The 2,070-nt window shown below is 74.9% G+C and carries 2 protein-coding genes; both read left to right on the forward strand.

Annotation, left to right across the window (positions count from 1 at the left end; translation table 11 throughout):
• Window positions 1–585: phosphopantetheine-binding protein (locus tag HUW36_RS31650; RefSeq protein ID WP_217428915.1), on the forward strand; the 585-nt coding region annotated here is incomplete at its 5' end.
• A gap of 38 nt (window positions 586–623) precedes the next feature.
• On the forward strand, window positions 624–2,070 hold a 1,447-nt coding region (locus HUW36_RS31655; RefSeq protein WP_174531422.1), incomplete at its 3' end, for a type I polyketide synthase.

The following is a 2,070-nucleotide window of genomic DNA, read 5'->3' on the forward strand; positions in this document are numbered from 1 at the left end:
CACGGCCTGGTCCGCGTCACCGGCACCGCGTCGGCCGCGACACCGGGCGCCGACGCGGCGACCGCGCTGCGCGACACGCTCGCCGCCACCGCCGAGGCGGACCGCGACCGGGTGCTCTCCGACCTGGTCCGCACCCACGCGGCGGCGGTGCTCGGCTACGCCTCGCTGCGCGACGTGGACGCGGAGAAGGGCTTCGTCGAGCTGGGCTTCGACTCGCTGACCGCGGTGGAGTTCCGCAACCGGCTCGCCGCCGCCACCGGGCTGCGCCTGCCGTCCACGCTCATCTACGACCGGCCCACCACCGCGGCCATGGTCGCGCACCTGCGCGGCGCGCTGCTCGCCGAGCGGAGCACCTCCGCGCTGTCCGTCCTCGGCGAGCTGAACAAGCTGGAGACCGCGATGCGCGCCATCGCCGCCGACGACACCGACCGTGCCGCCGTCGCCGCCCGGCTGCGCGAACTGCTCTCGCTCTGGACGTACGCCGACGGCGCCGCCGACGACACCGGCGCGGGCGACGGCAACCTCGACTCCGCCAGCGCCGAGGAACTGTTCCACCTCCTCGACGACGAACTCGGAACCGCCTGAGATGCCCCGGACCTCTGATCCCGATACGGAGCGGCCCGATGCCCACTGAGGAAGAGTTCCTCGACTACCTCCGGCGCGCCACGGCCGACCTGCGCGAGGCGCGGCGGCGCGTCCGCGAGGTGGAGGCCAAGGACCGCGAGCCGATGGCCATCGTGGGCATGGCCTGCCGCTACCCGGGCGGGGTGCACGGTCCGGACGCACTGTGGCAGCTCGTCGCCGACGGCCGCGACGGGGTGGGGGAGTTCCCCACCGACCGGGGCTGGGACCTGGACCGGCTCTTCTCCGTCGACCCGGACGACCCCGGCACGTCCTCCACCGACAAGGGCGGCTTCCTCTACGAGGCCACCGCGTTCGACCCCGCGTTCTTCGGCATCTCGCCGCGCGAGGCGCTCGCCATGGACCCGCAGCAGCGGCTGCTGCTGGAGAGCACCTGGGAGACGTTCGAGTCCGCCGGCCTCGACCCGCAGCGGCTGCGCGGCAGCCGGACCGGCGTGTTCGCCGGCGTCATGTACCACGACTACGCCTCCCGGGTGGTCGACCTCCCGGAGGGCGTCGAGGGCTACCTCGGCACCGGCAACTCCGGCAGCGTGGTGTCCGGCCGGGTGGCGTACACGTTCGGGCTGGAAGGACCCGCCGTCACCATCGACACCGCCTGTTCGTCGTCGCTGGTGGCCGTGCACCTCGCCGTGCAGGCGCTGCGGCAGCGCGACTGCGACCTGGCCCTGGCCGGCGGCGTCACCGTGCTGTCCACCCCCGGCGTCTTCGCCGAGTTCTCCCGCCAGCGCGGCCTGGCCGCCGACGGGCGGTGCAAGTCGTTCGCCGCCGCCGCCGACGGCACCGGCTGGGCCGAGGGCGTCGGCATGCTGCTGCTGCAACGCCTCTCCGACGCGCAACGCGACGGCCGGCACATCCACGGCGTGATCCGGGGCAGCGCCGTCAACCAGGACGGCGCCAGCAGCGGCCTCACCACCCCCAACGGGCCCAGCCAGGAACGGGTGATCCGGCAGGCGCTGGCCAACGCGCGGCTGTCCCCGGCCGACGTGGACGTGGTGGAGGCGCACGGCACCGGCACCACGCTCGGCGACCCGATCGAGGCGCAGGCGTTGCTGGCCACGTACGGGCAGGACCGCGACGGGCGCGACCCGCTGTGGTTGGGGTCGGTGAAGTCGAACCTGGGGCACACCCAGGCGGCGGCCGGCGCCGCCGGGATCATCAAGATGGTCCTGGCCATGCGGCACGGGGTGCTGCCCCGCACGCTGCACGTGGACGAGCCGTCCCCACACATCGACTGGTCCGCGGGCGCGGTCGAGCTGCTCACCGAGGAACGGCCGTGGCCGGCCGGCGAGCGGCCCCGCCGGGCCGCCGTCTCCTCGTTCGGCATCAGCGGCACCAACGCCCACGTCATCGTCGAGCAGCCGCCGCCCGCCGAGGAGCCCGAGGCCGGCACCCCGCCGCCGATCGCGCCGGTGCTGCTCTCCGCCCGCT

Origin of the sequence: Micromonospora maritima (assembly GCF_902825405.1) — a bacterium.
GTDB classification, from domain to species: Bacteria; Actinomycetota; Actinomycetes; order Mycobacteriales; family Micromonosporaceae; genus Micromonospora; species Micromonospora maritima.